Origin of the sequence: Kribbella sp. NPDC050124 (assembly GCF_044460355.1) — a bacterium.
Taxonomy (GTDB): domain Bacteria; phylum Actinomycetota; class Actinomycetes; order Propionibacteriales; family Kribbellaceae; genus Kribbella.
This window is the reverse complement of record NZ_JBITJU010000005.1, coordinates 337,781-363,945: the sequence shown is the minus strand read 5'-3', so window position 1 is coordinate 363,945 and position 26,165 is coordinate 337,781. Positions and strand designations below refer to the sequence as shown.

29 protein-coding genes are annotated in these 26,165 nt (G+C 69.3%); 15 read left to right on the top strand and 14 right to left on the bottom strand.

From position 1 onward, the window contains the following. Positions 1-283 precede the first annotated feature (283 nt). Both ACIBL3_RS16335 and ACIBL3_RS16330 read left to right on the top strand, forming a co-directional pair. Positions 284-1,150: a hypothetical protein gene (locus tag ACIBL3_RS16335; protein WP_396354195.1), complete on the top strand. Its 867-nt coding sequence runs from the start codon at positions 284-286 to the stop codon at positions 1,148-1,150. Between the two features lie 93 nt (positions 1,151-1,243). After that, complete coding sequence (locus tag ACIBL3_RS16330; RefSeq protein ID WP_396354194.1) at positions 1,244-2,950, top strand: SpoIIE family protein phosphatase; 1,707 nt, start codon at positions 1,244-1,246, stop codon at positions 2,948-2,950. 7 nt (positions 2,951-2,957) lie between these two features. On the opposite strand, the gene ACIBL3_RS16325 is transcribed toward ACIBL3_RS16330, so the two are convergent. The 9 genes from ACIBL3_RS16325 to lhgO all read right to left on the bottom strand — a co-directional run bounded on the left by ACIBL3_RS16325 (position 2,958) and on the right by lhgO (position 9,891). After that, positions 2,958-4,154 (bottom strand): RNA polymerase sigma factor, encoded by a 1,197-nt coding sequence (locus ACIBL3_RS16325; RefSeq protein WP_396354193.1) that lies wholly within the window; start codon positions 4,152-4,154, stop codon positions 2,958-2,960. A gap of 12 nt (positions 4,155-4,166) precedes the next feature. Next, complete coding sequence (locus ACIBL3_RS16320; protein WP_396354192.1) at positions 4,167-4,538, bottom strand: YciI family protein; 372 nt, start codon at positions 4,536-4,538, stop codon at positions 4,167-4,169. 73 nt (positions 4,539-4,611) lie between these two features. After that, positions 4,612-5,052, bottom strand: a complete 441-nt coding sequence (locus ACIBL3_RS16315) for an SRPBCC family protein (protein ID WP_396354191.1) — start codon at positions 5,050-5,052, stop codon at positions 4,612-4,614. 22 nt (positions 5,053-5,074) lie between these two features. Next, a complete protein-coding gene (locus tag ACIBL3_RS16310) occupies positions 5,075-5,563 on the bottom strand; it encodes a hypothetical protein (protein WP_396354190.1) in 489 nt (162 codons plus the stop codon). A gap of 96 nt (positions 5,564-5,659) precedes the next feature. Beyond that, entirely contained in the window at positions 5,660-7,057 is a 1,398-nt protein-coding gene (locus ACIBL3_RS16305) for a PLP-dependent aminotransferase family protein (RefSeq protein WP_396354189.1), read from the bottom strand. Next, entirely contained in the window at positions 7,057-7,827 is a 771-nt protein-coding gene (locus ACIBL3_RS16300) for an SDR family NAD(P)-dependent oxidoreductase (RefSeq protein ID WP_396354188.1), read from the bottom strand. Before ACIBL3_RS16300 ends, ACIBL3_RS16305 begins: the two co-directional genes overlap by 1 nt. A 26-nt stretch (positions 7,828-7,853) precedes the next feature. Continuing rightward, positions 7,854-8,117 (bottom strand): hypothetical protein, encoded by a 264-nt coding sequence (locus tag ACIBL3_RS16295; RefSeq protein WP_396354187.1) that lies wholly within the window; start codon positions 8,115-8,117, stop codon positions 7,854-7,856. A 72-nt stretch (positions 8,118-8,189) separates the two neighbouring features. Continuing rightward, the gene (locus ACIBL3_RS16290) at positions 8,190-8,663 is read right to left on the bottom strand and encodes a MarR family winged helix-turn-helix transcriptional regulator (RefSeq protein WP_396354186.1); all 474 of its coding nucleotides are present in this window, start codon (positions 8,661-8,663) and stop codon (positions 8,190-8,192) included. A gap of 34 nt (positions 8,664-8,697) precedes the next feature. Then, positions 8,698-9,891 (bottom strand): L-2-hydroxyglutarate oxidase, encoded by a 1,194-nt coding sequence (gene lhgO / locus ACIBL3_RS16285; protein ID WP_396354185.1) that lies wholly within the window; start codon positions 9,889-9,891, stop codon positions 8,698-8,700. 76 nt (positions 9,892-9,967) lie between these two features. Between lhgO and ACIBL3_RS16280 the strand changes: the two genes are divergently transcribed. The 3 genes from ACIBL3_RS16280 to ACIBL3_RS16270 are packed head-to-tail and all read left to right on the top strand — an operon-like array spanning position 9,968 to position 13,197. Beyond that, a complete protein-coding gene (locus ACIBL3_RS16280; RefSeq protein WP_396354184.1) occupies positions 9,968-11,542 on the top strand; it encodes a DUF4139 domain-containing protein in 1,575 nt (524 codons plus the stop codon). Positions 11,543-11,554: 12 nt separating this feature from the next. Further along, positions 11,555-12,433: an ABC transporter ATP-binding protein gene (locus ACIBL3_RS16275; protein WP_396354183.1), complete on the top strand. Its 879-nt coding sequence runs from the start codon at positions 11,555-11,557 to the stop codon at positions 12,431-12,433. Further along, positions 12,430-13,197: an ABC transporter permease gene (locus tag ACIBL3_RS16270; protein WP_396354182.1), complete on the top strand. Its 768-nt coding sequence runs from the start codon at positions 12,430-12,432 to the stop codon at positions 13,195-13,197. The genes ACIBL3_RS16275 and ACIBL3_RS16270 overlap by 4 nt, the downstream gene beginning before the upstream one ends. Before the next feature lies 1 nt (position 13,198). Here ACIBL3_RS16270 and ACIBL3_RS16265 read toward each other — a convergent pair whose 3' ends face one another. Then, positions 13,199-13,408 carry a hypothetical protein gene (locus ACIBL3_RS16265; protein ID WP_396354181.1) on the bottom strand — a complete coding sequence of 70 codons (210 nt, stop codon included), beginning with the start codon at positions 13,406-13,408 and terminating at the stop codon, positions 13,199-13,201. Between the two features lie 247 nt (positions 13,409-13,655). Between ACIBL3_RS16265 and ACIBL3_RS16260 the strand changes: the two genes are divergently transcribed. Then, positions 13,656-14,147 (top strand): hypothetical protein, encoded by a 492-nt coding sequence (locus tag ACIBL3_RS16260; protein ID WP_396354180.1) that lies wholly within the window; start codon positions 13,656-13,658, stop codon positions 14,145-14,147. A 34-nt stretch (positions 14,148-14,181) separates the two neighbouring features. Here ACIBL3_RS16260 and ACIBL3_RS16255 read toward each other — a convergent pair whose 3' ends face one another. Further along, positions 14,182-14,868: a hypothetical protein gene (locus ACIBL3_RS16255; RefSeq protein ID WP_396354179.1), complete on the bottom strand. Its 687-nt coding sequence runs from the start codon at positions 14,866-14,868 to the stop codon at positions 14,182-14,184. A gap of 211 nt (positions 14,869-15,079) precedes the next feature. On the opposite strand from ACIBL3_RS16255, the gene ACIBL3_RS16250 reads away from it, so the two are divergent. Continuing rightward, positions 15,080-16,009 (top strand): hypothetical protein, encoded by a 930-nt coding sequence (locus tag ACIBL3_RS16250; protein ID WP_396354178.1) that lies wholly within the window; start codon positions 15,080-15,082, stop codon positions 16,007-16,009. A gap of 44 nt (positions 16,010-16,053) precedes the next feature. Here ACIBL3_RS16250 and ACIBL3_RS16245 read toward each other — a convergent pair whose 3' ends face one another. Further along, on the bottom strand, positions 16,054-16,821 hold the full coding sequence (locus tag ACIBL3_RS16245; RefSeq protein WP_396354177.1) for an IclR family transcriptional regulator: 768 nt from the start codon (positions 16,819-16,821) through the stop codon (positions 16,054-16,056). A 103-nt stretch (positions 16,822-16,924) separates the two neighbouring features. Here ACIBL3_RS16245 and ACIBL3_RS16240 point away from each other — a divergent pair, with 103 nt between their 5' ends. The 7 genes from ACIBL3_RS16240 (at position 16,925) to ACIBL3_RS16210 (ending at position 22,772) form a co-directional block, all read left to right on the top strand. After that, on the top strand, positions 16,925-17,923 hold the full coding sequence (locus tag ACIBL3_RS16240; protein WP_396354176.1) for a 2-hydroxyacid dehydrogenase: 999 nt from the start codon (positions 16,925-16,927) through the stop codon (positions 17,921-17,923). After that, positions 17,920-18,690: an SDR family oxidoreductase gene (locus ACIBL3_RS16235; RefSeq protein WP_396354175.1), complete on the top strand. Its 771-nt coding sequence runs from the start codon at positions 17,920-17,922 to the stop codon at positions 18,688-18,690. The genes ACIBL3_RS16240 and ACIBL3_RS16235 overlap by 4 nt, the downstream gene beginning before the upstream one ends. A 10-nt stretch (positions 18,691-18,700) precedes the next feature. Next, entirely contained in the window at positions 18,701-19,693 is a 993-nt protein-coding gene (locus ACIBL3_RS16230; protein ID WP_396354174.1) for an L-idonate 5-dehydrogenase, read from the top strand. Positions 19,694-19,770: 77 nt separating this feature from the next. Beyond that, positions 19,771-20,523 (top strand): GAF and ANTAR domain-containing protein, encoded by a 753-nt coding sequence (locus ACIBL3_RS16225; RefSeq protein ID WP_396354172.1) that lies wholly within the window; start codon positions 19,771-19,773, stop codon positions 20,521-20,523. A gap of 122 nt (positions 20,524-20,645) precedes the next feature. Beyond that, a complete protein-coding gene (locus tag ACIBL3_RS16220) occupies positions 20,646-21,386 on the top strand; it encodes a GAF and ANTAR domain-containing protein (RefSeq protein ID WP_396354171.1) in 741 nt (246 codons plus the stop codon). Between the two features lie 314 nt (positions 21,387-21,700). Then, positions 21,701-22,069 carry a hypothetical protein gene (locus ACIBL3_RS16215; RefSeq protein WP_396354199.1) on the top strand — a complete coding sequence of 123 codons (369 nt, stop codon included), beginning with the start codon at positions 21,701-21,703 and terminating at the stop codon, positions 22,067-22,069. Positions 22,070-22,082: 13 nt separating this feature from the next. Further along, positions 22,083-22,772 carry an ANTAR domain-containing protein gene (locus ACIBL3_RS16210; protein WP_396354169.1) on the top strand — a complete coding sequence of 230 codons (690 nt, stop codon included), beginning with the start codon at positions 22,083-22,085 and terminating at the stop codon, positions 22,770-22,772. Here the strand turns inward: ACIBL3_RS16210 and ACIBL3_RS16205 are convergent. Then, complete coding sequence (locus ACIBL3_RS16205) at positions 22,762-23,790, bottom strand: LacI family DNA-binding transcriptional regulator (RefSeq protein ID WP_396354167.1); 1,029 nt, start codon at positions 23,788-23,790, stop codon at positions 22,762-22,764. The genes ACIBL3_RS16210 and ACIBL3_RS16205 overlap by 11 nt on opposite strands. 193 nt (positions 23,791-23,983) lie before the next feature. After that, complete coding sequence (locus tag ACIBL3_RS16200; protein ID WP_396354165.1) at positions 23,984-25,438, bottom strand: sulfatase; 1,455 nt, start codon at positions 25,436-25,438, stop codon at positions 23,984-23,986. Positions 25,439-25,519: 81 nt separating this feature from the next. Between ACIBL3_RS16200 and ACIBL3_RS16195 the strand changes: the two genes are divergently transcribed. After that, the gene (locus tag ACIBL3_RS16195) at positions 25,520-26,161 is read left to right on the top strand and encodes an HAD family hydrolase (protein WP_396354163.1); all 642 of its coding nucleotides are present in this window, start codon (positions 25,520-25,522) and stop codon (positions 26,159-26,161) included. The last annotated feature ends 4 nt before the right edge of the window (positions 26,162-26,165 follow it).

The window sequence follows — 26,165 nt, the reverse complement described above, 5'->3', positions numbered from 1 at the left end:
GGGCGCGGTGTTCTTTGGCGAGAACCGACCTACAGCGTCAGGACCCCACGCCGCAGACACGACACACCCCGTTCACCACAACGTTGTCTCAAGCACGACACCGCTCAACGCATCCACGCCCGGTGAGAAAACCTCAGTGTCCACCGTTGTGTTCATCCCGCCCCCAAGTTCACGACAGTACCTGGAGACCCTTGATGACGTATACGTTCTGACCGGCCGCCTACCGTGCGTACGCACACGTTCGGTGACCGCATGCGCCGTGCAATGGGCGTAGCCTCGGCCCATGGTCGCCGGTCTGCTCGGAGCCTTCGCGGCCGCCGTCTGCTACGGCGTGGCCTCGGTGCTGCAGGCTGTCGCGGCACGCCGTACGCACTCCGCGGAGGGCCTCGACCCGCGTTTACTCATTCGATTGTTCCGCTCCTGGCCGTACCTGCTCGGACTGGGACTCGACAGCTTTGCCTTTCTGCTGTCGATTGCGGCGCTGAGGTCATTGCCATTGTTCGTCGTGCAGTCGATTGTCGCGAGTTTCCTGGCGATCACCGCGGTTCTCGGCGCGATCTTTCTGCACATGCCGTTGCGCGGGCCGGATTGGATCGGTCTACTGCTCGTCATTGCCGGACTGGTTCTGGTCGGCCTGTCCGCGGCCGAAGACCGGACGGTCTCGGTCAGCGACGCGGAGAGCTGGGGCGTCCTAGTGGCAACTGCTGCCATCGGAGTGCTCGCGGTGCCTATGGCCCGCGTCGACGGTGGCACCGGCGCCGCTGCGCTCGGGGCGGTCGCCGGTCTTGCCTTCGGCGCGGTCGCAGTAGCCGCCCGGGCACTGCCCGGCTCGGTCCAACCCGACACCCTGTACAGCGACCTCGGCACGTTGCTGAAGAGCCCGGCGACCTACGCGCTGATCCTCGCAGGCGGGATCGCACTCCTCACCTACTCGACCGCCCTGCAACGCGGCAGCGTCACGCAAGCAACCGCACCGCTGGTCATCGCCGAGACGGTCGCACCTGCACTCGTGGGGCTCCTGATGCTGGGCGACCGTCCCAGGCCCGGCTGGGGATGGGTCGCGGCCGTAGGTTTCGTCCTCGCGGTGACCGGCGCCCTGACCCTGTCCCGCCACGGCGACCTCGCCCAATCCGAGGTCCGACCCACGTGAGCACGTCGCTCGCAGAGTCGAGGTCGGGACGTGCGGGCGGATCCCGGTTAGCCTGATTCGGACGCCGTACGTCGCGGCGCCGAAGGGATCACCATGACGAGCACGCCTGCGGGTGAGCAGCGACCGTTCGGCGGCCCCGGCTCGGCCGGGCTGGAGGCCGAGCTACGGGAGCTGCGGGCCGAGGCTGAGCTCGTCGACACGCTGCAGGTGATCGGCCGGCGACTCACTGCCCAACTGGACCTGGACACGCTCGTCCAGGAAGCCACCGATGCCGCGACCAAGGCGACCCGGGCCGAGTTCGGGGCCTTCTTCTACAACCTGATCGACGAGTACGGCGAGTCGTACACGCTGTACACCCTGTCCGGAGTGCCGAGACATACGTTCGACAAGTTCCCGATGCCGCGCAACACGGCGGTGTTCGCACCCACCTTCAACGGAACCGGAACGGTTCGCTCCGACGACATCACCCAGGATCCGCGGTACGGGCGGAACGCGCCGTACCACGGAATGCCGAAGGGGCATCTGCCGGTCTGCAGCTACCTCGCCGTACCGGTGATCTCGCCGACCTCACTCGAGGTGCTGGGCGGCTTCTTCTTCGGGCACTCCGCGCCGGGCCGGTTCAACCCGCGTCACGAACAGCTCGCCGAAGGGATCGCCGGATACACCGCGATCGCGCTGGACAACGCGCGCCTGTTCGCCGCCCACCGCAGCCTGGCCGCCGAGCTGACTCGCAGCATGCTGCCGGTTGTGCCACAGCTGACGGACCTGGAAGTCGTCTCCCGGTACCGTCCCGCAGCAGGCGGCTCAGAGGTCGGCGGCGACTGGTTCGACGTCGTCGAGCTGCCGGCCGGGCGGACGGCGTTCGTCATCGGCGACGTCGTCGGCCGGGGCGTCACGGCAGCGGCGGTGATGGGACAGATCCGTACCGCGGTCCGTGCCTATGCCCTGCTGGACCTGCCACCCGCCGACGTCCTGCGGCACACCTCACAGCTGGCCGACAGTACGCCGGGTGCCACCTTCATCACCTGCTTCTACGCCGTGCACGACCCGGTCGACGAAACGTTGGCGTTCGCGAACGCCGGCCATCTGCCTGCGATCCTGGCACTGCCCGGTGAAGCCCCACTGCTGATCGGGCAGGGGCTCGGCGTGCCACTCGGCGTTGGCGAGGACTTCGGGCAAGGCGTGGCCGACTTCCCGCGCGGCGCGCAGCTGACCCTGTACACCGACGGCCTGGTGGAGAACCGGGAACGCGATCTGGACCACGGCATCGACGCCCTGCTCGACGGTTTGGGACAGCTCCCCCACGATCTCGGGCTCGAGAACGCCTGCGACGCGCTGATCGACCGACTCACCGACGGCCGGCACAACGACGACATCGCGCTGCTGCACGTCCGCCATGTCGGCCACCAGCGGCAGATCGCGACACTGCCGCTGACCGGCACCCGGTCGGACGCCGCCGAAGCCCGGACGTTCGTCGCTGCGCACCTGAACGAGTGGCAACTCGGCGACATCCTCGACGTCGCGGTGATGGTCACGAGCGAGCTCGTCGCCAACGCCGTGCTGCACACCGGCGATCCCGGCGACCTGCGCCTGCACCACGACGGCTCCAGGCTGATCATCGAGGTGGCCGATCGCGGCCCGGACACTCCCCTGCTGTACCAGCCGGCGTCCGGCGAGGAGCATCACCGAGGCCTCTACCTCGTCAACGCCCTCGCCGACCGCTGGGGCAGCCGCCCAACCCCCGACGGCAAGATCGTCTGGGCCGAACTCACCATCCCGACAGCCCCCGATCCGTTCTGACACGCGCTCACCCACGCGCGACAGCGGCGGCCTGGTCGTGCAGGAATCGGGCCGCGGACTCGGTTCCGGCGAGTTCGGCGGCGCAGGCATAGGCGTCCGCGGCTTGTGCCCGCTGTCCGAGTCGCTCGAGCATCGAACCGCGGGCAGCGTGGAACAGGTGGTATCCGGCAAGTTGGTCCGCAAGCTCGTCGAGCAGCCGCATGCCCTCGGCGGGATCTTGGCTCTCGGCGATCGCGATGGCCCGGTTCAGCGCGACCACGGGGGTCGGCAGGACGGCGATCAAACGGTCGTAGAACCGGACGATCGCGGCCCAGTCCGTGTCCTCGTAGCGACTCGCTGCGCAGTGCAGCGCCTGGATCGCGGCTTGGAGCTGGTACGGCCCGAGCCGCCGGCGCCGCAAGCAGGACAGTACGAGCGCCTGTCCCTCGGCGATCGAGGATCGGTCCCACAGCGATCGATCCTGGTCTTTCAACAGGACCACGTCGCCGCCGGCCCCGCGCGCCGGCATTCGTGCGTCGCTCAGCAGCATCAGGGCCAGCAGACCAGCGATCTCCGGCTCGTCCGGCATCAGGACCGCCAAAAGGCGGGTCATTCGGATCGCCTCGGCACGCAGGTCCACTCGAGTCCGGTCGTCCGCGCCGGCGTTGTACACCAGGTACAGCACCGACAGCACTGGGCGCAGCCGGCCGGGCAGTTCCGCGGCGCCGGGCACCCGGTAGGGAATCCTGGCCGCCTTGATCTTGTACTTCGCCCGCACCAGGCGCTTCGCCATGGTGGCTTCGCTGACCAGGAACGCCGAGGCCACCTCCGGCACCGTGAGCCCCGCGATCAACCGGAGCGTGAGTGCCACTTGATGTTCGGTGCGCAGAGCGGGATGGCAGCAGGTGAACACGAGCCGCAGCTGATCGTCGCGGATCGGCTGCGCGTCCGCCGATTCCCCGCGGAGCGCGTCGGACGCGAGCTGTCCGGCCAACTCGCGTCCACGCCGATCTCGCCGTACGACGTCGATCGCACGGTTCCGCGCGGTCGTGACGATCCAGCCGGCCGGGTTGTCCGGGACACCGTCGCGCGGCCAGCGATCCATCGCGGTCACAAAGGCGTCCTGTACGGCGTCCTCGGCCAGCGTGATGTCGCCGTACAGCCGGATCAGCGTGGCCACGGCCGGCCCGTGGGCCGCCCGGAACGCGCGCTCGACGTCGTCCATCCACGGTCTCCGTCAGTGGTCCGCCTGAACCCGGCCGGTGGCGCGGAAGGGCCGCACCTCGATGTCGTGGCCGATGGCCTGGACGACCTTCGCCGCCCAGCTCAGCGCCGCGTCGAGATCCTCGGCCTCGATGATGTAGAAGCCGCCGATCTGCTCCTTGACCTCCACGAAGGGTCCGTCGGTCGTCACCAGGTCCTGGCCGGCGCCGCCCCGGACCACGGTGGTCGCGTCGGGGCCGTGCAGCGCGCCACCGAACACGAACACACCGGCCCGGTCCATCTCCTCCTCGAGCGCGATCACCCGGCCCATGAAGGCCTCAATCTCCGCGGCCGTGGACGGCCCGCTGCCGTCCGCCTCGTACACCGACAGCAGGTACTGGTTCATCTCAGCTCCTCGGTTCCGCGGGACCATCCCGCTTCACCCTGATGACGAAAGACGAAGACACGATCAGGACAGGTCAGCGGGATTCCAGCAGGGATTTCAGGCGGGTGAGGTCTTTCTGGTTCGCGCGGCGCATCGCGGCGGCCATCAACGGCGCGGCGACGCCCGCGAAGCCCGAGGGCTCGCCGCGGTTGCGCAACGACATGTGGGTACGGCCCTCACCCGCGGGCGACCAGTGATAGCTCGTCTCCATCGGGAACGGGCCTTGAGCGGTCCGCATCACCAGTAACTCCAGCGGAACCAGCTCGACGACCTCGTAGGTGTAGGCGAGCCGCCGGCCGAGGAAGTGCGCCACGAAGTCCATCCGGGATCCGACCGCGACCGGTGGATCGGTGCGCCACTCGATCGACTCGATGTTGGCGTACCACTCGGGTGCGTTCGACGGATCCGCGACGTACTCCGCCACCTCCCGCACCGGCCGCTCGATCACGATCTCGGTCTGGACGTCGACAGCCATCGGGCCTCCTCCAGGGAGGATTTTATGCCCTCGGGCGGCAGACCTCGCCCTGGATCCGGGTGACGAAGTGGTCGGTTTCGAAGTGCTGGTTGAGGTAGGTGTAGCCGGTGGCGCCGGTGTAGCGGCCGGTGCCGGTGGTGAATTCCTGGGTGCCGCCGGCGTGTCCGGCGCCGGTGGTGGTGTCGACGTTGCCGATGCTGGTTTCGAGGGCGGTCAGGGTCGAGCCGTCCTTGAAGGTGTAGGTGATGGTGCCGCTGACGGCGCGGTAGCCGGGTGCGGTCGGCGGGGCGTCGGCGCGGGAGCCGAGGACGAAGACCGTGGCAGCGTTGAAGCCGTGCTTGCCGCGGACGATGCCGACCACGCAGGCTTGCGCGGGTGGCGGGCACCCTTCGGTCACGACCTTGTCGTAGATCGTCGCGTCGATGGTGTCGCAGCTGGGTGAGGCGTTGGCCAGGGACGTGCCGGCGACCGCACAGGCGGCGGCGGCTGCGGCGATGCGCAGGGATCTCATCGGTCCTCCTCATCGGCGATGTCCGCGGCAGCCTAGGAACGGAGCCGGTCTTGTGGGGACGCCGATTCGATGCGTTGTGCGCCGGTCCAGTGTCGATCAGATAACGCGGCGCAGGGCGGCCAGTCCGTCCGCGATCCGCTCGGCGGCGATGGCGCCGTACCCGAAGACGAAGCCGTTCGGTCCGGGCCGGTCGATCCCCCAGCGCGAGACCGGCCCGAGGTTCACTCCGGCGGCGAGGGCGCGCGCCGCGAGGACCGTGTCGGGTGGTTGTCCTGGGGTCAGGAGCGCGGTCGTATGCGTCCCGCCGAGCGACTCGATCGGCTCGAGGAGGCCGGCGAAGTGTTCCCGCAGTACGGCGATCAGCACGTCGTGCCGGCGTTCGTACGAGCGCCGCATCCGCTTGATGTGCCGCGCCAGATCACCATCCTCGATGAACGCCGCCAGCGCGGCCTGCACATGTCCCGCTGTACCGTAGTCGGCGGCGAACTTCGCCCGCCGCGCAGCCTCGGCCAGCACCGAGGGGACACCGAGGAACCCGACCCGCAGCGTCGGCAGCAGCGTCTTGGAGAACGACCCGACGTACAGCACCCGCCCCTCCCGGTCGGCCGCCTGCAGCGGCGTCAGCGGACGACCGCTGAACCGGAACTCCGAGTCGTAGTCGTCCTCCACGATCGCCGCGTCGTGCCGAGCAGCCCAGGCGAGAAGCGCAGTACGGCGTCCCTCCGACATCGGCATGCCGAGCGGAAACTGATGCGACGGCGTCACGTACACGAGCCGCGTCCCGACCGGAAGCTGGTCGACAACCAACCCCTCGCTGTCGACAGGCACCCCGACGACACGAGCCCCGTGGGCAAGGAATCCGCGGTAGGACGGCAGATACCCGGGATCCTCGACGGCGACCGTGTCACCCGGTTCGAGCAGCACGCGGGCGGCGATGTCGAACGCCTGCTGCGCCCCGGTGGTGATCACCAACTGCTCCGGCGCGAGGTGAACCCCGCGGCTCACGACCAGATGCCGCGTGAGCGCCGTACGCAACCGATCCGAACCCGCCGGATCGGCGTAGTGGACGTCCGTCCGGCTGCGCAGCTGATCGTTGACCAGCGCACGCCACCGTGCGAACGGGAACTTGGTGCGCGCCGGAACGCCGGGCGCGAAGTTGAACTCGGCGGTCGGCACCGAGAGATCCGGAACGGCGAAGGAATCCCAGATCGCCCGCGCCCGTAGCGGGGATCCGGTCGGCGCGGTCGGTGCAGCAACAGGCCCGCCGGTGACAAAGGTTCCGACACCGGCGCGCGAGCGGATCAACCCATGCGCGGCAAGCAGGTCGTAGGCCGCGACAACTGTTGCCCTCGACACCGACAACCGCGCCGCAAGCTCTCGCGAGGACGGGAGCACGGTTCCGGCAGGTAGCGCGCCGGTGCTGATCCGCTCGTGCAGTTGCGCATGGATCTGATCGGCCAGCCCACCCTGCCCCAGCTGCAGATGGAGATCCATCAGTGCAGGGTGTAGCCGCCGTCGATGGTGATGATCGACCCGGTCATGAAGCTGGACGCGTCCGACGCCAGGAACACGACAGTCGGCGCGATCTCCTCCGGTACGGCGTACCGCTGCATCGGAGCGTCGTCGATCCAGCGCGCCTTGAACTGTGGCTCGTCCACCGGCGCCATCTCCGTCTTCACATACCCCGGCGCCACCGCGTTCACCCGGATGTTCAACGGCGCCCACTCCGCGGCCAGCGACTTCGTCAGCTGATGAACCGCGGCTTTCGACGCGTTGTACGCCGGCTGCCACTGCGGCCGGTTCACGATCTGCGCGGAGATCGAGCCGACGTTGACAATCGTGCCGCCACCGACCGTCCGGAAATGCCGGGCCGCCGACTGGCTCAGCTTCCACAAACCGCTCACGTTGGTCCCGAAGACCTCGTCCCACTCCTCGTCGGGCACCTCGAGCGCCGGGCGGTGGAAGCACGTGCCGGCGTTGTTCACCAAGATGTCGAACCGCCCGGTGGCATCCAAAGCCGTTGCCACAGCAGCCTTGCCGGATTCTCGATCGTTGACGTCGAGACCCACACCGACGACGGTCCGGCCGGTCGAGTCCGCCAACTGCTTGGCCGCCCGCTGAGACGCCGCGGCATCGCGCGCACCGATCACCACATCTGCGCCGGCTTCGGCCAACCCGGTGGCGAACGCGAGGCCGAGCCCGCGATAGCCACCAGTCACCAGGGCGGTCCGTCCGGCCAGCGAAAACTTGTCGAGGACAGTCATCGCATCATTGTCCCCGCTCGGCGCGGTCAGAGGACGTAGAAACCGGTGATCGCGGCGGGAAGGATGCCAGGGATGAGCCAGTAGGACAGCAGCGAGCGCTGGAAGATGGCGAGGACGCCGCAGACCGTGAGCAGGCCGATGACCCCGGACATGATCCACAGACCGACGCCCTTGCCGTAGTCGTCGGCGGCCACGCCGATGCTGTAGACGGCCAGGGTGATGGCAGGCACGCTGCCCACATGGACCAGTACGGCGGACACGACCCACCGCTGGACGGTTTCGATGCTCATCGGGGTTCTGCGTCGGCGACGGCTCATGGTGTTCCCTTCCACACCGACCATCGTACGCGAATAGTTCGTGCACTAACTAATGTCTGCGGGGTGATCCCGGACACCTGTGGCGGCGCCGATCACCCGGGTCAGGACCTCATGCAGGTGCTGAAGCTCGGAGACCTCCATGCCCAGCCGGCTCACGATCGCCGGCGGGATCTTCAACGCCTCGTTCCGCAGCCGCCAGCCGGTCGGCGTGAGCGTGACCGCGAGCGCCCGTTCGTCCGCCCGGGCTCGCGGACGTTCGACGTACCCACTGGCCTCGAGGCGTTTCAGCAAAGGCGAAAGGGTGGCCGGCTCGAGCTGGAGCATCCCGCTCAGCTCCTTCACCGACAGTGGCGCATGCTGCCACAGCGCGAGCATCACCAGGTACTGCGGGTGGGTCAGCCCCATCGGCTCGAGCAGCGGCCGGTACAGCGCGATCACGCTGCGCGAGGCGACCGCGAGCGCGAAGCACACCTGGTTCTCCAGGTCCAGCGGATCGGCGATCTCCTCGAGGTCAGTCACGCCTGCAATAGTACCCTAACCATTAGGGCACGAATCAGGCGCGCTCGGCGGACAGCTCCTGCGCGATGTGGTCGCCGATCAGCAGGCAGGCGGTGGCTGCCGGCGACGGGGCGTTGAGCACATGCAGGGTGCGGCCGTCGCGCAGGAAGAAGAAGTCGTCGACGAGCTTGCCGTCGCGAGTCACCGCCTGGGCGCGGACGCCGGCGCCAGAACGCCGTACGTCGGAGACCTGGAGCTCGGGAAGCATGTGCTGAGCCTCGCGGACCAGAGCCCGCCCGGTGAGCGAGCGGGCGATCTCCTTGGCGCCGGTCTTCGCGTAGCGGCGGGCCAGACGCCAGGAGCCGCGGTAGGCGATCGACTCCCACAGATCCCGGGCGACGATCTTTCGCCACGAGTAGCCCTCCCGCGCCAGAGCAGGTACGGCGTTCGGCCCGATGTGCACGGTGCCGTCGATGCCGCGGGTCAGGTGGACGCCGAGGAACGGCAGGTCGGGGTCGGGCACCGGATAGACCAGCCCCTGCACGAGAAAGTCCCGCTCGGGCACGATCTCGCTGAACTCGCCACGGAACGGGAGGATGCGCACCCCAGGCTCGAGCCCGGAGGCGCGGGCCAGCCGGTCACTGTGCAGACCGGCGCAGGCGGCGACGCGGTCCGCCTCGATCACGTCGTCGGTGGTGTGCACCCGGACGACCGAGCCCGCGTTGTGGATCGAGGTCACCGTCACGCCGGTGCGGATCTCACCACCGGCCGCGCGAACATCGTCGGCCAGCGCGCGAGCGACCAGCTTGAAGTCCACGCGGCCGGTGGAGTCGACCGCCAGGGCACCTTTCACGCGCAAGTGGGGTTCGCGCTCCGCGACCTCGTCGAGGGTGAGTCGACGGACCGGGACGCCGTTCTCACGGCCGATGCCGAACAGGCGGTCGAGCTGCGGGAACTCGGCTTCGGTCGTCGCGACGACGAGCTTCCCCGGGACGTCGACCGGGATGCCCTTCTCCTCGCAGTACTCCTTCAGCGCCGCTCCCCCGGCCACGGCCAGCCGGGCTTTCAGCGAGCCGGGCTTGTAGTACAGCCCGGAGTGGATCACGCCGGAGTTGTGTCCGGTCTGGTGCGCCGCGACCGAGTGTTCCTTGTCCAGTACGACGACCGGCGTGGCCGGATCGAGCCGCTGCAGACTCCGTGCCACAGCCAGACCGATGATGCCACCGCCCACCACAACCGCAGATCCCATCGACCTCTCCCTGTACCGGCCAGCTTGCCCCAAAAGAACCAGGAGGCATGGCCGTTGATACAGCTACTGTCAGGGCATGACCCTACTCGTGGTGGACGCTCCGATCGCCGCCGTCACCGTCTACCCGGACCGCGCGCGGGTCACCCGGCGCGGCAAGCTCACGGTGCCGGCCGGTGACCAGACGGTGTACGTCGAGCCGCTGCCGCTGCTGCTGCAGGAGGACTCGGTCCGTGTCTCCGGCCATGGACCGGCCACGGTGCTCGGCGTGGACCTGGCGATGCGGCACCACCCGCAGGCGCCGGACGAGACCGTCGCCGAGGTGGAGCGGCAACGCCGCGAAGCCGTGGCCGAGGTTGCTGAGCTGACCGACGCCGATGACGTGCAAGCCCAGCTCGACGCGTTCCTTGCCCAACTGGCGAGGCGTGCCGGTGGCACCTTCGCCCGGACGCTGGCCTCCGGCGACGACGGCGCGGACCTCGGCGGGTTCACTGATTCGCTGACTTCCCGGCTGGACGCCGTACGGGCGAAACGTCGAGAGCTGGCCGTGCAGCGGCGGGAGGCCGAGGAACGCCTCGCCGCCGCAGACCGCCGGCTGGCCGCGATCTCGAAGCAACGTACGCCCGACCGCCGATCCGCGGCCGTCACGCTGGCGCTGGAGTCCGAAGCCGAGGTGGAGATCGAGCTTTCGTACGTCGTGCGCAGCGCCGGCTGGACCAGCTCGTACGACGTCCGCCTGAACGCCGACCAGCTCACGCTGAGCTGGTACGGCCTGATCACCCAGCAGACCGGTGAGGACTGGCCCGAGTGCGACCTGAGGCTGTCGACGGCCCGGCCCACGGTGACCGCGAAGGTGCCCGAGCTCGACCCCTGGTACCTCGACCGCTTCCACCCGCCGATGCCGGCCGCGCCGGCCGGAGTCCCGCTGAGTCACAGAGCTGTGCCGGCCTCGCTCGGCGGCGCCGCCGATTTCATCGAACAGCAGTCGGCCGCAGCGCCCGCCTTCGCCGACCTCGCCGCGGCCGTCGAGCAGGGCGTCACGGCAGCGACCTACACTCCGCCCCGGCCGGTCGCCGTACCCGCGGACGGCGCCTCGCACCGCGCCACGATCGCCGCGATCGACCTCGACGCCAAGCTGGACTACGTCACCGCGCCGGTCGAGTCCACCGACGTCCACCTCCGGGCCACGGTCGTGAACTCGTCCACCCACACGCTGCCCGCAGGCAAGGCCGCCGTCTTCCACGACGCGGACTTCGTCGGCTCGGCCGCGCTGCCGATGTGGGCGCCCGGCGAGGACGTCGAGCTCGCGCTCGGCCTGGACGACCGGATCCGCGTCGAGCGGAAGCTGGTACGGCGGACCGCGAGCAAGGCGACCCTCGGATCGACGCGCCGCCGTGAGGTCGAGTACGAGACCAAGATCGAGAACCACACCCCGCGCCCGGCCCGGGTCACGGTTCTCGACCAGTTGCCGGTGGCACGGGACCACGAGATCACCGTCAAACCGCTCGTCACGGAACCAGAGCCGGCCGAGACCACCGACCTCGGCGTGGTCACGTGGAAGCTCGACCTGGCCGCCGGCGCTGAGGTCGCGATCAAGCTCGGCTTCCGGGTCGAGACCGGCAAGTCGGTCGAGCTCAGCGGCTGGCGCGAGTAACCGCCCGCGGCAATGATCACCGTCGAAGGGCTCCGGAAGAGCTACGGGCGCCACGAGGCGGTGCGGGGTGTCGACCTGGAGGTCCGGGCCGGGGAGATCTTCGCGTTCCTCGGTCCGAACGGCGCCGGGAAGACGACGACGGTCGAGATTCTCGAGGGGTATCGGGATCCGACCGCGGGCCGGGTCGAGGTCCTCGGCGCCGATCCGGCGCGGGCGGACCGGGAGTGGCGGTCGCGGATCGGCGTGATGCTGCAGAGCTGGCAGGTCGAGCCCGCGCTGACCGTGCGCGAGTCACTGCGGCAGTTCGCGGGCTACTACCCGCGGTCGCTTCCGGCCGAGGACGTCGTACGGCTCGTCGGCCTGGAAGCGCAGGGCGACATGCGTGCCGGGCGACTGTCCGGTGGCCAGCAGCGGCGGCTCGACCTGGGGATCGCGCTGGTCGGCGATCCAGAGCTGCTGTTCCTCGACGAGCCCACGACCGGGTTCGATCCGGCCGCACGACGCGCGGCGTGGCAGATCATCGCCGCCCTGCGGGAAGCCGGCAAGACGGTGCTGCTCACCACGCACTACCTCGACGAGGCGCAGGCGCTCGCGGACCGGGTCGCGATCCTCGTGGACGGCCGGATCAAGGCCGAGGGCACACCGGACGAGCTCGTCGCCGGGCAGGCAACCCGGATCACGTTCCGACTCGCCGACAGCGTCGCGCTGCCGGCCCGGTTCGAACCGGTCGAGGTGACCGATGGCCGGGTCGAGATCCGGTCGCACGAGCCGCTGCACCTCGTCCATGCACTGACCGACTGGGCGATCGAGAGCAGTGTGGACCTCGCCGAACTGCAGGTCCGGCGTCCGAGTCTCGAGGACATCTACCTCGATCTGACGGCGCGATCATGAGCATCGCGCACCAGTTTCACTATGACTGGAAGGTGTTCTGGCGTAGCCCGAGCGCGATCTTCTTCGCCTTCGTGCTGCCGATCATGTTCCTGATCATCTTCGTCAGCGTGTTCGGCAACCAGAACATGGAACTCGCCGACGGGCAGCTGGTCCGCGGCTCCACCTACTACCTGCCGGGGATCGTGACGCTGGGCCTGATCCAGGCGACCTTCACCAACCTGGCCGTCTCACTCACCGCGTCCCGGGAACGCGGGCTGCTCAAGCGCCTGCGCACCACTCCTCTGCCGACCTGGACGTACATGGCCGGTCGCACCATCACGTCGGCTGCCGCCGCGACCCTGCTGGTCGTCGTCCTCGTGGCGATCGGACGAGTCGTGTACGGCGTCGCCGTACCGACGAACACCATCGCGGCAGGAGTGGTCGCGCTCCTCGTGGGCACCTTCACCTTCTCCGCCCTCGCCTTCGCGATCTCCAGCGCGATCCCGTCGCAGGACGCGGCGGTGCCGATCACGAACGCCGTCACGCTCCCGCTGTACTTCATCTCCGGCATCTTCATTCCGCAGGAGTTGATCCCCGAGGGTGTTCGCGAGGTGGCGGAGGTCTTCCCGGTGCAGCGGCTCTACGACGCGTTCCTGACCGTCTTCGACCCCGCGACCACCGGCGCCGGGTTCGAACTGACAGACCTCGCCGTCGTCGCAACTTGGGGTGTTGCGGCAACTATCGCCGCCACGACGACCTTTCGCTGGGAGCCCCGCACGGCCTGATTCAGCCCGGCTTGAGTACGGCGTCGGCCCGTGCGGCCATTGCGGTGAGCTTGGGGCTGAGGTCGGAGAGGTCGGCTGCGTGGTCAGCGATGGCCTCCCGCTGCAGGGCGGCCAGCAGGCAGCCCAGCAGTATCCGCAGGGTCGGAGCCGCCAACGACGGCACTGCCCCGCCCACTCGCACGTGAATCGGCCCCAGCACAAAGAACCGCACAGGTTCTCCCCCCGACTCCCCCGACCACTCCAGGCATCGACGCGTCTTTGACCAGGATGTTATCCGCTCAGGGGTTCGCCTGCGTGTCGGACAGCTCACACTCCGCAACCGGACATGGCCACTATCCGGCGCTGCCGACCTGCGCGCGGACGGCTCATCCGCTCGGGGTGAGGCATCGGCCGGGCGACCAGCGCAGCATCCAGATGCGGGGGTGGTACCGCCGCGCTCACCCGGAGAGGAGCCAGAGATGGCTGAAAGGCGTGGGATCGTGCTCGCCGGCTTCGTCGCGTTCGCCGGCGCGATGCTGATGGTGATCGGCCTGGTCAATGTCTTCCAGGGGTTCGTCGCACTGGTCGCCGACGAGGAACTGGTGCTGACGCCGGACAACCTCATCGTCGTGGACGTGACCGCCTGGGGATGGACGCTGATCATCTCCGGGATCCTGCTGGTCGTCGTCGGCGGCGGTGTGCTGACCGCATCGACGTGGGGCCGGATCGCCGCGATCATCGTCGTCTGCCTGCATGCGATCGTGCAGATCGCCTGGATCGGCGCCTACCCCGTGTGGGCGGTGCTGATGATCGCACTTGACGTGATCGTCCTGTACTCGCTGACCGCCCGCTGGTCCGACGTACGCGATCGGCTGGGCGGTGTCGGCGAGGCGCCGTGGAGCGGTATGGAGGGCACCGAAGAGGAGCGGCTCACGGCGGCCGAGGGGCGGCAGGTCCCGCCGGTGGTCTGAGCGCTTGTGCATCCGGGTCGTCTGAGGTGAAGCCTCAGTCGACCCGGCGGTGGTCGTCGCCGACGTACGGCAGCGGGTTCCCGGACGCGCGCGCACCGGCGGCGAGCCAGGCTGCGACGCCGTCCGGAGATCGCCGGTACAGCTCGTCGAGGTACCGCTGCCGTTCCTCGACGACATCCAGGCGTACCTGCGGTGACAGTGCCGCCTCCAGCCGGACGAAGCTCCGGCGCCAGGCGAGGCACAGTTCCTCGGCGCTGAGGAACCCGATGTCCGGCGTCGCCTCGGACTCGTCCTCGTCAATCTCTACCTGCGGTGCGAGGACCGGCTCCTCAGGCGCCGGCGGCTCAGGCGCCTCCGAGGTGAACCACCGGGCCCGCACGTAGGCGACGAGAGCCGGCGTCGTCCCCGCGATCATGAGCACGATCAGTACGCCGCTGAAGCCGAAAGCGCCGATCAGACCGATCGCGGCGGGTGCGAGCACCGTGGCGGCGAGTAACGCTCGGCCGTACCCTTTCCCCACGCGCTTCCCGTCGTCCCCCGACCAGATCGCCGAGGCGATGACGACCGCCGACATGGCACCCAGGAGCACGCAGATGAACGCTCCCGCCGGGCCCCACTTGGCCACCAGGCAGAGCAGCCCGGTCGCGGTGGCCAGGCACAGACAACACCACCAGGCCAACCGGCCCTTCCCCCGCGGTCTACCGGCATCAGATCGACCCACCGCTCGCTCCCCCATCCGGTGCACGGCGACCTCACGCCGCACCCAGATCGTCGGCCGCGCACCACCCGGTCCGCCTCACCCCTTCCGGATGAGGCACTCGAACCGGCTGCCGTGTTGGCGAAAACTGCGGGCGAACTTTTCGGGCCGTTCCGTAATCCAATCCTGTTGACGGAGGCCGGGGGGCTTTCGACCAAGGGGAGGAACGACTCAGATGCTTCGTAAAACTGTGGGGCTCGCATCGGCCGGAGCGCTCGCGCTGGGACTCGGCCTCGCGGCCGGGTCGCAGGCCCAGGCCAAGCCGGCGGACACGTCCGCAACCACCGCCGCCTGCGCGCTGCGGCTCGGCTCGGTGACCGCGAACGGCGCGCACACCAGCCGGATGATCAACGCGACGGCGCCGATCACCATCGGCGGGGTCCGTGGCACGGCGAACGTGTTCCAGCCGGGCCAGGTTCAGCACACCACCACATTCGTCGGGACGCCGCTGCTGAATGGCGAGTCGCGGTCCGGGCTGACCGTGCTCGGCGGCGCCCTGCACTCCAGCTCGTACGTCGTCGACGGCCAGAGCCAGATCGACCCGCACTACCCGAAGAACAACCTCCGGATCGGGGGCGGCTGGTCCGGCTACCGCTGGGTCGAGCAGTCCATCCACCGTCCGGCCGACGCCGGCTCGCCCAGCCGTACGACGCTCTACGGCCAGCAGACCGATGGCACAGTGCGGCGCTGGGTCGCCGACGGCACCAGCTGGCGCAGAACCGGAAGTGTCCTTGGCCTCAGCAGGGTGAAGTCGATGACGCTGATCAGCCGCACCGCCACCTACGAGACCTTCCTGGCCAACACCCGCTCCGGCGGACTGCTGACGGTCCGGTGGCCCACCAGCTACCTGAGCGTCCCGAAGGGCACAGCCGTCCGCGACACCACCTGGCAGGGCTTCGAGCAGCTGATCGCGACCAAGTGCGGCGTGAACGGCACGCTACTGCTCGCCATCGACCGCGACACCCAGTCCGGCTACCTGTACGCCGTCGGCCACGCCAACGGCCGCAACACCGTCATCAAGGGCCTCGGCAAGGTCCCCATGACCTTCTCCGACCCGCAGTACTTCCGCTGGGCCCCCAAGTACGACACCCTCGTCGGCGACTGACCCAGTGAACGCGGCGGCCGGCTTCCCGGCCGCCGCGTTGTCGTTCAGGAAGCAGGAAGCCGCACAGCCAGCTCGGCCGCGGCGGTCCGCAGGGTTGGGACCATTGCCTCGAGGTCGGCGAGGCTGCGCCGGAACGCCGGCGCGGCGGTCGAGAGGGCCGCGAAGACCGAGCCGCCGGGGCGCATGATCGGTACGGCGACCGCGCGCAAGCCGGCGTGGTGCTCTTCGTCGACCAGCGCATATCCCTGTGCGCGCACAGTCTCCACCTGGTTGCGCAGCACCTCGCGATCGGTGACGGAGTTGGGGCCGTGGCGGACGAGATCCACCTCGGCCAGCAGACGTTCCCGCTCGGCGTCAGGTGAGAACGCGATCAGCACCTTGCCCATCGAGGTCGCGTGCAGCGGCCCGCGCGCACCCGGTTCGCTGCGTACGCCGACCGGCTCCGGGCCGTCGACGTAGTGCACATAGACGTGCTCGTTGCCGTCGAGGACGGACATGAGGGTCGCTTCCCCAGTCGCCGCTGTCACCTTGCGCATGACCGGTTCCGCCGTACCCGCGAAGTCCAGACCGCGGGCCGCGCGCTGGCCGAGCTCGAACAGGCGCAGGCCCGGCAGGTAGCGCTTGCGGGCGGCGTCGAACTGGACCAGGCCCTCGTCGGCGAGCCGGTTGGCCAGCCGATGCGTGGTGCTCGCCGGCAGCCCGACCCGGCGGGCGACCTCGGTGAGCGTCACACCCTCCGCGGTGGCGCCGATCTCCAGCAGTACGGCGACCGCGCGGCCGACGACATCGGTGGGTGGGGTACGCGACTCCATACGGTCAGTCTATTCCATTCAATGAGATGACCTTCCACTCAACGGAGGATTATCGCGTATGGTTTCCATTCAACAGTTCTTCTTTCCACTGAATGGAATAGTTGTGACTCTCCCTCGAGTGGTCGTCTCACGCGCCGTCTTACCCGGCACGGGCACGGAGCGCCTCGCCGAGCACGTGGACCTCGTCCGTCCCACCCACCAGAACCGGCCCGAGCCGGCTGAGCTGCAACGTCTGGCCGAGGGAGCGACCGCCCTGCTCTGCCTGGGCAACGACACGGTCGACGAGGCCCTGCTCGACGCAGCCGGCGACACGCTGCAGGCGGTCAGCCTGGCGAGCATGGGTCTCGACGGCGTGGACACCGCGGCCGCCGGCCAGCGCGGCGTGGTCGTGACCAACACGCCCGGCGTGCTCGCGGAGACCACGGCCGACCTGGCGTTCGCACTCATCCTGCTGGCCCGCCGTCGGCTCGTCTCCGCCTCGGACAGCCTGCGTGCCGGTGACTGGCAACTGTTCCGCATGGCCGACTACCTCGGACTCGATGTCCACGGCGCGACCCTGGGCCTGATCGGGTACGGCCAGATCGGCCGCGCGGTCGCACGCCGGGCCAGCGGGTTCGGGATGCGGATCATCCACCACGACGCCTACGCCACCAACTCGGACGAGCTCTCCACAGCAGTGGACTTCGAACCGCTCCTCCGGACCGCGGACATCGTCTCGTTGCACATACCGCTGACCCCGGAGACGCAGCACCTCATCGGCGCGGACCAGCTCGCGCTGATGCGCCCAACGGCCACGCTGATCAACACGTCGCGCGGCGGAGTCGTCGATGAGGACGCGCTGCTCGCGGCGCTCGCGGACGGCACGATCCACTCCGCCGGTCTGGACGTGTTCGAGACCGAACCCCTTGGTCAGCGGGCTTCCAAGTTCGCCGGCGCGGACCGTCTCGTCACCCTGCCGCACATCGGCTCGGCCACCGAGGCGACCCGCGCGGCGATGGTGGACCTTGCCGTCGACAACATTCTCGACGTCGTCCTCGGCAACCCGGCCCGCACGCCGATCGCAGGCGGACCGGCAGTCCCCAAGCAAAGGAGCTTGTCATGACCGCCGCACTCTTCGACGTCACCGGAAAAGTTGCCTTGGTCACCGGATCCAGCCGCGGCATCGGGTACGCGCTGGCCCGCGGTCTGCTCAACGCCGGCGCCACGGTCGTGCTCAACGGACGCGACGACAACGCCCTGCGCCGGGCGCAGCAGCAGCTCACCGAACAGACCGGGCGTACGCCGGCCATCGAGAGCTTCGACGTGACGTCGGAGGACGCCGTCGCCGCCGGGATCGCGCGGATCGAGGACGGTGTCGGCCCGCTCGAGATCCTGGTGAACAACGCCGGCGCGCAGCACCGCACGCCGATCACCGAGTTCACCCTCGCGGACTGGAACCGGCTGCTGACGCTCAACCTGACCAGCGCGTTCCTCGTCGGTCGCGAGGCCGCCCGCTTCATGAAGGATCGCGGGCACGGCAAGATCGTGAACATCTGCTCGGTCCAGTCCGAGACCGTCCGTCCGGGCATCGCGCCGTACTCGGCGACCAAGGGCGGCCTGAAGCAGCTCACCAAGGGGATGTGCGCCGACCTCGGTCCGCACGGCATCCAGGTCAACGGTCTCGGTCCGGGCTACTTCGACACCGAGCTGACCTCGGCCCTGGTCGCCGACGCGGAGTTCAGCGCCTGGGTCGCCAAGCGCACCCCGGCCGGGCGCTGGGGCAACGTCGACGACCTGGTCGGCGCGCTGATCTTCCTCTCCTCCCCCGCATCCGACTTCGTCAACGGCCAGACCCTGTACGTCGACGGCGGCATGCTCAGCGTTCTCTGAAGGAGTGCCCATGGAAACCACTGCCTGCGTCGTGCACGGCAAGAACGATCTGCGGCTGGAGACCACCACGACCGCCGAGCCCGGCGCCGGTCAGGTCGCGGTCGACATCGCCTTCGGCGGCATCTGCGGATCCGACCTGCACTACGTCCTGCACGGTCGGGTCGGCGACTTCTGGATCCGTGAACCGATGATCCTCGGCCACGAGGTCGTCGGCCGGCTCACCGACGGTACGGCGGTCGCCGTCCACCCGGCCACGCCGTGCAACTCCTGCCGGTCATGTCAGACCGGTCGCCGCAACGTCTGCCCGAACACGCGGTACTTGGGCAGCGCGGCGCACCAGCCGCATGTGCAAGGCGGGTTCGCTACGCGGATCGTCGTACCGGCTGATCAAGTGCATGCGTTGCCGCCGACGCTGTCGTTGGAGCGCGCGGCGCTGGCGGAGCCCTTGTCCGTGGCGTTGCATGCGGTCCGGCAGGCCGGTGACGTGAGTGGTCGGACTGTGCTGGTCACCGGTGCCGGACCGATCGGACTGCTGGTCGTCGCCGTGCTCAAGGCGGCGGGTGCGGAACGCATCATCGTGACCGACCTGCTGCCCGAGCCGCTCGAACTCGCCCGCCGCGTCGGTGCGACCGAGGTGGAGTTGGTGCCGGATGCGGAGTCCAGCGAGGTCGACATCGCGATCGAGGCGTCCGGGGCGCCGGCGGGGTTGAGTACGTGCGTCCAGCGGGTCGTGCGGGGTGGCACCGTCGTACTCCTCGGTCTGCTGCCGCCCGGAGACATCCCGATTCCCGGGAACATCGTCGTGACGCGCGAGCTGAACCTCCGCGGGGCGTTCCGCTTCGACACCGAGTTCGCCGACGCCATCCGGGTGCTCGACGACGGGCTCGAGGTCGATGCCGTTGTCACGCATGTCTTCCCACTGAGCCAGGCAGCCGAAGCATTCGCGGTCGCCGCCGATCCAGCCCGCTCTGCCAAGGTCCTCCTCGACCTCGGCCGACGCTGACGGTGACCGCTTGATCGCCGTACGCCAGTGTCAGACACGCCGGGGTACATGACTAGCGCTGGGGCATGATGGGTGGCATGGAATCTGCTGGTGAGCCTGCGGCGGTGAACGGCGCGGGAGCCGCCGACCAGCCCGCCGTACATGCCATCGATTCGGTCAAGACCGGAGCGGCGGACGTCTTCGCGCGGCTGGCGGTTGAGTTGCACGACTCCGAGGGCGTCGAGGAGACCGTCGACGCGGTGGTGGCGTTCGCGCTGCAAGCGCTGAACTGTTCGCACGCCGGCGTCGCGCTCGCCGTGCACGGTAAACCAGAGGTCCCAGCGGCCACCGACCCGATGGTCTCGGAGATCTTCGAGTGGCAGATGGCCGGCGGCTTCGGCCCGCTGGTGCAGTCGATGCGCGAGCACAGCACCCTCCTGGTCCAGGACGTCGCGACCGACCACCGGTGGCCGGAATGGGCGGCAAAAGTGCTGTCACTCGGTGTTCGGAGCGTGCTCGACGTACCGCTGACCACGGGCGCCGGCGTGGTCGGCGTGCTGGGGCTCTACAGCACCGCGCCCGACGCTTTCACCCCCGACGACGAAGCGATCGCCCACATCTTGGCCCGGCACGCCTCGGTCGCCCTCGCCACCGCGCGCAGCGAGGCGACCCTCGCCCAGGCGGTCGACGCCCGCAAACTCGTCGGCCAGGCCATGGGCATCCTGATGGAGCGGTACGGCGTCGACAGCGACCAGGCCTTCGCCATCCTGAAGCGCTACTCCCAGGACACCAACACCAAACTCCGCGACGTCGCCCAGCAACTCATCGACAACCGCCGCCTGCCGCACTGACCTCCGGATCGCTGGACATCGGGCCGGTCGGGGGTAGCATGGGCTGATCCTGTCAAGACGCGGCGGGGTATCTCGACGCGAGCATCGGCTGGCCGGTACGCGCGCTCTGATCCGAGGCCCCGATGACTCAGTCCATTGAGACTGTGCGCGTCCACCGGCAGGCTCACGCCTTCGCCGAGCTCGCGATGCAGCTCCACGACTCCACGACCACGACCGAGACCGCCGACGCGGTGGTCCGCTTCGCGATTCCCGCGGTCGCCTGCGACCATGCCGGAATCGCACTCCAGGACGCCGACGGCGTGATCACGATCGGCACGGTGAGTAGCGACGTAGCGCGCGAGCTCTACGCGCTGCAGATCGGGCACGGCGACGGCCCGATGATCGCCGCGATGCAGCACGGCGTCGTACTTCACATTCCGAACTCGGCCGCAGAGACCCGCTGGCCGGCGTGGAGCCGAGCTGCCGTCGCCGCGGGGGTGGGAAGCGTCGTGCACCTGGCCCTGCAAGCCGGCAACAGCACACTCGGGGCGCTCAGCCTCTCCAAGCAGGCGTACGACGGATTCAGCGCCGACGACCTGGCCATCGCTCACGTCCTCGCCCGGCACGCCGCGATCGCCGTGGCCACCGCTCAGCGGCGTGAGGTGATGACCACCAAGGTCGACGCCCGCAAGCTGGTCGGTCAGGCAATGGGCATCCTGATGGAGCGCCACGACCTCGACGCTGACCGCGCCTTCGCCGTACTGCGTCGCTACGCCGAGGAATACGACCTCAAACTCCAGCAGGTCGCCGAACAGGTCGTCGCCGGCCGCCGCTTCACCAGACCCAAGCCGTCTGCCCCGACCGACCTGCACGCCGCCGGCTGACTACGGACGGTCCCCGTCGCTACTGGTCTGAACGACCGGGTTTGCCCCGGGGGCACCGGTTCGGCGTGAAGATCGGTGTGCTGGACGTCGGGTCGAACTCGGCGCAGCTGCAGGTAGTAGAAGCGTCGCCGGGTGCCCCGCCGTTGCCGCCCCACGCGGTGAAACATGCTTGGAGCTCGCGATGACGCGTTTCGGGTCACCCTCCCAGCGCAGCCGGTCGGACACCTCGCGCAGCGTCGCCCGCGCGTGGCGGCGCAGCTCACGCAACTGGTCGCGCTTGGGCGGGTCGTCGTGCAGGAACGCAACTCGCCAGGCTGGCCGGCGCCCCACCGCAGCGGACCGGGCCGTTCCCCCGCCGTACTCTCTGCAAGGCCGACGTGGACAAGTGGGCTCGGCGGCTCGCACGGATGCCGGCCCGCGACCGTTCCCGCCTGCGTGGAGTGTCCGAGTCCCGTGCACAGCAACTCGTCGCCGGAGCAACCGTCGCCAGGGTGGCGATGACGACACTGGACATCAGCGTTCTCGACGTGTCGCCCTGGGCGCTGCGCGAAGGCGTGATCCTGCAGCACCTCGAGAGCGTCATGCACCAGGACCAGCCGCTCAACCTCGATTCCCTGCAACCCACGCAGGTTCTCGAGCCAGACATCGCGCCGCCCACCAACGTCACCGCGCTATCCAAGTGAGACGGGGAATCCGGTGACCGACCAGATGGTGCTCATCGCGCGACTGACCGCGCTGGCGGCGGCCAACGCGGAGCCGGAAGGACTTGCGCTGCAGATGGCGCAGGCTTGTCAGGAGTTCCTCGGCGTCGACGGAGTCGCGATCACGATCGAGAACACGTCCCCGCGCCGTACCACGCTGTGTGCCACCGACGCCGTGGCCGCGCGGCTCGAAGACCTTCAGGAGGTCACCGGCGAGGGGCCGTGCCGCGATGCGTACGGGCTCAACCAGTCGGTGGTGCTCACCCGCGCGGACGATCGCCGCTGGCCCGTGTTCAGCGCTGCTGCTTTCGAAGCGGTCGGCCGGCTCACCATGCGCTCGTTCCCGATGCGCGCCGAAGGGCTGCCCTGGGGCGTGATCAGCATGTACGCCGCCGACGACCGAGAACCGGCCGAATCCGCGGCCACGTCGCAGGTTGTCGTCGACGTGATCGGTGCAGTGCTTCTCCGGGCGCCGGCGGAGGCAGTGGTTGCCGGCGGCGACTTGGGCAACGCACGCACGACGGTGAACCAGGCCACCGGGATGGTGATCGTCCAGGCCGGGCTCTCCCACGCGGACGCCCTCGCCGTACTCCGCGCCCGCGCCTACGCCACCGACCGGCCCCTCGCCGAAGTAGCCGGCCAAGTGGTCAACCGCCTGCTCGACTTCAGGGACCTCACCGTCTGAGCCCGGCGGTGCTTTCGCGGACGGTGAGTTGGTAGCCGGCCTGTTGTTCGGAGACCTGGTACGGCGTGCCGGCGGCCAGAGCCGTCACCTGATCCTCCAGGGAGGCGACAGCGAGAGTGGCTATCGCCGTACGGTCCGGGGAGATGGTGGTCAGCGTCGGCGTGGCGGCGCGACCGTACGGGATGTCGTCGAAGCCCACCACGGCGACGTCGTCGGGGACGCGCAGGCCGTGGGTCTGGAGGGCGCGGATCGCGCCGAGTGCGACCCAGTCGGTCACGCAGAAGACCGCGTCCGGTGCTTCGCTGGGATTCTCGGCGAGCAGCTCGGCCATCTGCCGCTCACCCTCCTCGCCGAGGTTGCTCCGGACCGGCTTGATCCAGTCGTCCCGCTCGGACAACCCGGCCGCCCGCAACGCCTGCCGGTAGCCGCGCAGCCGCGGGTGCCGCCGGTCGGTGGGACTGCAGCCGATCAGCGCGATCCGCTGCCGCCCGATGTCGATCAGATGCTGTACGGCGGTCCGCGCAGCCGCCACATTGTCGATCGCGACGTGCTGGACCATGCCCTGGTAGTTGCGCTCCCCCAACATCACCAACGGCGTCTGGTCGGTGCGGTCGCGCAACTCGGCCGGACCGATCCGCTGCGAGCTGAGGATCAGCCCGTCCATCCGCTGCGTGAAGTGCCCGGCCAGGGCGTCCCGCTCGACGGCCGGATCACCGCCGCTCTGCTGGATCAGCACCACCCAGTTGCTGCGCGCCGCGGCTTCCAGCACCTGACCGGCGAGCGCGGCGAAGTACGGCATGTCCAGCTGTGGAACGACCAGCGCGATCATCCCGGCCCGACCGAGCGCGAGGTTGCGCGCCGACAGATTCGGCCGGTAGCCGATCTCCTCGATCGCGGCCTGGACCCGGGCCCGCATCTGCGGCGACACGTGCTGGAAGTCGTTGATCACGTTCGACACGGTCTTCATCGAGACACCGGCCCGAGCGGCCACGTCGGCCAACCGCGGTCTGCTGGTCACGGTCGCCAGACTACTTCAGCCCGGAGGTGGTTCGGCTCCAGCGAGCTGGTGACCATCCACAGCAGCTTGCCGGGGCGCGCTCGGTGGTCACCTTTCCACCGTAGGCGGCCAGTGCGGCGTCCATCGCCTTGTGTACCGGATCACCGCCGTATCAGGCGACCCGCAGGCCGCTGGACCCGCGGCGCTGCGCGGGTCAGACCCAGCGCCAGTTGTGCTTCGTGGTCTTGGGTGTGTAGGCCCCGGCCGGCAGGTCGTCGGCGACGCGGATCAGCCAGCGCAGCAGGGTGGCTTGGAGCGCGTCCAGCACGTCATGGTGGGCGGGGTCGTCGGACAGGTCGACCAGCTCGGCCGGATCAGCCTGCAGGTCGAACAGTCTTCGGTGGCCGCGGTCGTCCACGATCAGCTTGTGGTGGCCGCTGACCAGCATGCGTTCGCCACCGCTCTGGGTGACGCTGTTCAGCTCGTCGTACGTCGAACCGTCGTACGGGAAATGCAGGTCCGGGCGATCGCGCTCGTCGTAGGACACACCGCCGTACCCGAGCTCGGCGTAGATGCTGCCGAACTCGGCCTCGGGTCCGCTCTCGCCGGCGAGCAACGGCGCGAGACTCCTGCCCTGCACGCCGTCCGGCAGGTCGGCGCCGATCACCTCGCACACCGTCGGCAGCAGGTCGACCATCGACACCAGCTCCTGACGATGTCCCGCCGCCACGCCCGGTCCGCTGATGACGAACGGGATCCGCATCAGCGCGTCGGACATGCCGGCGCCCTTGCGCTGCAGCCCGTACTCCCCCACGTAGTCGCCGTGATCGCTGACGAACACCACGAGCGTGTCGTCGAGCCGGTCACCGAGACCCGCGAGCAGCCGGGCGATCTGGTCGTCGATCAGCCGCAGCATCCCGAGGTAGTTGGCCCGGTACCTGCGCCAGGCGTCGTCGTACCCAGGTCGTTTTCCGGTGGTCAGCTCGTGCAGCCACCGGTAGCGCCAACCGAGGTCGGGGATCGCCTCCGGTCCGGCCAGCCGATCGGGTACGTCGTCCTCGGCGAACAGACTGAAGTACGGCTCCGGCACCTGGTACGGGTTGTGCGGTTCGGGGAACGACACCCACAGGAAGAACGGATCCTCCTCGGTCGTCGTACCCACTGCATCGAGTGCGCCGGACACGATCCGGTACGGCAGCTGCGCGTCGAGCGGGTACGGCGTCGGGTCCGCCGACACACCGTGGTCGAGTCCGTGCAGCCACTCGTCGAAGGCAGCATCGGTGGATGAGGCGGCGGGACCGCGGTCGTGCATGAACGGCCCGTGGAAGGTGTCGAAGTCAGCGGCTCCGCGATGCATGTGCGGCTTCCCGGCGAAGTGCAACGAGTAGCCGGAGCCGCGGAGCACGTCCAGCAGGTCGTGGGCGTAGTACGCGTGCTGCGCCGTACTGTTCTGCCGCACCCGGTGCGCGGTGGGGAACCGGCCGGTCAGCAGGCTGGTCCGGGCCGGCACACAGGCCGGGTAGCTCGTGTACGCGCGGTCGAACGTCGCGCCCGCGGCCGCGATCCCGTCCAGGGAAGGCATTGTGTCCAGACCGAATCCGGACCCGGCGGTGAAACCGGCCCGGTGCTGGTCGGTCATCAGCAACAAGATGTTGGGGCGGCGCGACATGCGGCGACCTTACAGCGCTGTAAAGCCACTGTCTACAGCGCTGAAATTCGGCCGCGGCGGAGCCACGTTTAGGCTTGGCCGGTGATTTCACATGTGGTGTGGGACTGGAACGGGACGCTGCTGAACGACAACGACGCCGTACTGGCCTCGGTGAACGCGGTGTGCGCCGACTTCGGGCGCGCGGGGCTGACCTGGGCGGACTGGCAGGCGGTGTACGCGCGGCCGATGCGGGTGTCCTACGAGCAGGTCCTGCAGCGGCTACTCGACGAGGAGGAGTGGGCTCGCGTCGACAAGCTCTACCACGATCAGTACGACGCCCTGCTCCACACCTGCGCACTCGCGACCGGCGTCCCGGCCGAGCTCGGCCGCCTGGCCGAGACGGGCCGGACGCAGTCCTTGCTGTCGATGTGGTTCCACGCCCGGCTGGTACCGACCATCGAGCAGTACGGACTCACCGAGTACTTCACCCGCGTCGACGGGCTGCCCGGTGACGTCGGCGGCGGTTCCAAGGCCGACAGCCTGCGCCTGCACCTCGAATCACAGTCCCTCGACCCGGCGAACGTCGTACTGATCGGCGACGTCGTCGACGACGCCACCGCTGCCCAGACCGCCGGCGCCCAGTGCATCCTGGTCGCCACCGGCGCCATGGCCCGCCCCGCCCTGGAATCCACCGGCGCCCCCGTCACCAACACCATCCAGGAAGCCCTCGAGCTGCTCGACTAGGGCG

Excerpts from the sequence above, each read along its gene's own strand:
- ACIBL3_RS16335 (WP_396354195.1), top strand. The coding sequence starts at position 284 with ATGGTCGCCGGTCTGCTCGGAGCCTTCGCGGCCGCCGTCTGCTACGGC.
- ACIBL3_RS16330 (WP_396354194.1), top strand. The coding sequence starts at position 1,244 with ATGACGAGCACGCCTGCGGGTGAGCAGCGACCGTTCGGCGGCCCCGGC.
- ACIBL3_RS16325 (WP_396354193.1), bottom strand. The coding sequence starts at position 4,154 with ATGGACGACGTCGAGCGCGCGTTCCGGGCGGCCCACGGGCCGGCCGTG.
- ACIBL3_RS16320 (WP_396354192.1), bottom strand. The coding sequence starts at position 4,538 with ATGAACCAGTACCTGCTGTCGGTGTACGAGGCGGACGGCAGCGGGCCG.
- ACIBL3_RS16315 (WP_396354191.1), bottom strand. The coding sequence starts at position 5,052 with ATGGCTGTCGACGTCCAGACCGAGATCGTGATCGAGCGGCCGGTGCGG.
- ACIBL3_RS16310 (WP_396354190.1), bottom strand. The coding sequence starts at position 5,563 with ATGAGATCCCTGCGCATCGCCGCAGCCGCCGCCGCCTGTGCGGTCGCC.
- ACIBL3_RS16305 (WP_396354189.1), bottom strand. The coding sequence starts at position 7,057 with ATGGATCTCCATCTGCAGCTGGGGCAGGGTGGGCTGGCCGATCAGATC.
- ACIBL3_RS16300 (WP_396354188.1), bottom strand. The coding sequence starts at position 7,827 with ATGACTGTCCTCGACAAGTTTTCGCTGGCCGGACGGACCGCCCTGGTG.
- ACIBL3_RS16295 (WP_396354187.1), bottom strand. The coding sequence starts at position 8,117 with ATGAGCATCGAAACCGTCCAGCGGTGGGTCGTGTCCGCCGTACTGGTC.
- lhgO (WP_396354185.1), bottom strand. The coding sequence starts at position 9,891 with ATGGGATCTGCGGTTGTGGTGGGCGGTGGCATCATCGGTCTGGCTGTG.
- ACIBL3_RS16280 (WP_396354184.1), top strand. The coding sequence starts at position 9,968 with ATGACCCTACTCGTGGTGGACGCTCCGATCGCCGCCGTCACCGTCTAC.
- ACIBL3_RS16275 (WP_396354183.1), top strand. The coding sequence starts at position 11,555 with ATGATCACCGTCGAAGGGCTCCGGAAGAGCTACGGGCGCCACGAGGCG.
- ACIBL3_RS16270 (WP_396354182.1), top strand. The coding sequence starts at position 12,430 with ATGAGCATCGCGCACCAGTTTCACTATGACTGGAAGGTGTTCTGGCGT.
- ACIBL3_RS16260 (WP_396354180.1), top strand. The coding sequence starts at position 13,656 with ATGGCTGAAAGGCGTGGGATCGTGCTCGCCGGCTTCGTCGCGTTCGCC.
- ACIBL3_RS16250 (WP_396354178.1), top strand. The coding sequence starts at position 15,080 with ATGCTTCGTAAAACTGTGGGGCTCGCATCGGCCGGAGCGCTCGCGCTG.
- ACIBL3_RS16245 (WP_396354177.1), bottom strand. The coding sequence starts at position 16,821 with ATGGAGTCGCGTACCCCACCCACCGATGTCGTCGGCCGCGCGGTCGCC.
- ACIBL3_RS16235 (WP_396354175.1), top strand. The coding sequence starts at position 17,920 with ATGACCGCCGCACTCTTCGACGTCACCGGAAAAGTTGCCTTGGTCACC.
- ACIBL3_RS16230 (WP_396354174.1), top strand. The coding sequence starts at position 18,701 with ATGGAAACCACTGCCTGCGTCGTGCACGGCAAGAACGATCTGCGGCTG.
- ACIBL3_RS16225 (WP_396354172.1), top strand. The coding sequence starts at position 19,771 with ATGGAATCTGCTGGTGAGCCTGCGGCGGTGAACGGCGCGGGAGCCGCC.
- ACIBL3_RS16220 (WP_396354171.1), top strand. The coding sequence starts at position 20,646 with ATGACTCAGTCCATTGAGACTGTGCGCGTCCACCGGCAGGCTCACGCC.
- ACIBL3_RS16200 (WP_396354165.1), bottom strand. The coding sequence starts at position 25,438 with ATGTCGCGCCGCCCCAACATCTTGTTGCTGATGACCGACCAGCACCGG.